This is a genomic window from Corynebacterium sp. HMSC074A01 (assembly GCF_001831515.1).
Lineage (GTDB): Bacteria > Actinomycetota > Actinomycetes > Mycobacteriales > Mycobacteriaceae > Corynebacterium.
The window spans coordinates 1-326 of the sequence record NZ_KV825625.1 but is presented as its reverse complement, the minus strand read 5'-3'; the positions used below and the strand labels follow the sequence as shown (position 1 = coordinate 326).

Here is a 326-nt window from a genome sequence, read left to right as displayed (position 1 = left end):
GGCTGGCCTGTGGCGTGAGCGAGCACGGCAACAGTGGCGGTGAGCTGCGAGCGCATGCCTGGCCAGCTGGTCGGGACAGCGCGCATAACCTTCTCTATGAACGCAAGGCCCGCCTGCGGGTCATCGAGCAGTGCGGCAAGCAGCGTGTCCCGCAAGCGCGGCGTGGTGAAGCATTTCAGCGCAGACCGAACAGCGCGAGCGCTCGGCTGGGTGATCCCTGCCGCTGCCTGCTCATACTCACGCTGCAGCACGTCTGCGAACATGGGCGGGATATACGCCAGCGCGTCTTCGATGATGTCGGCGTGCTCGGCAGCGTCGATGCCGTG

1 pseudogene is annotated in these 326 nt (G+C 66.3%); it reads right to left on the bottom strand.

The features are described from left to right. Nucleotides 1-326, bottom strand: a pseudogene (locus HMPREF2550_RS08720) (DUF4192 domain-containing protein); the annotation flags it as partial.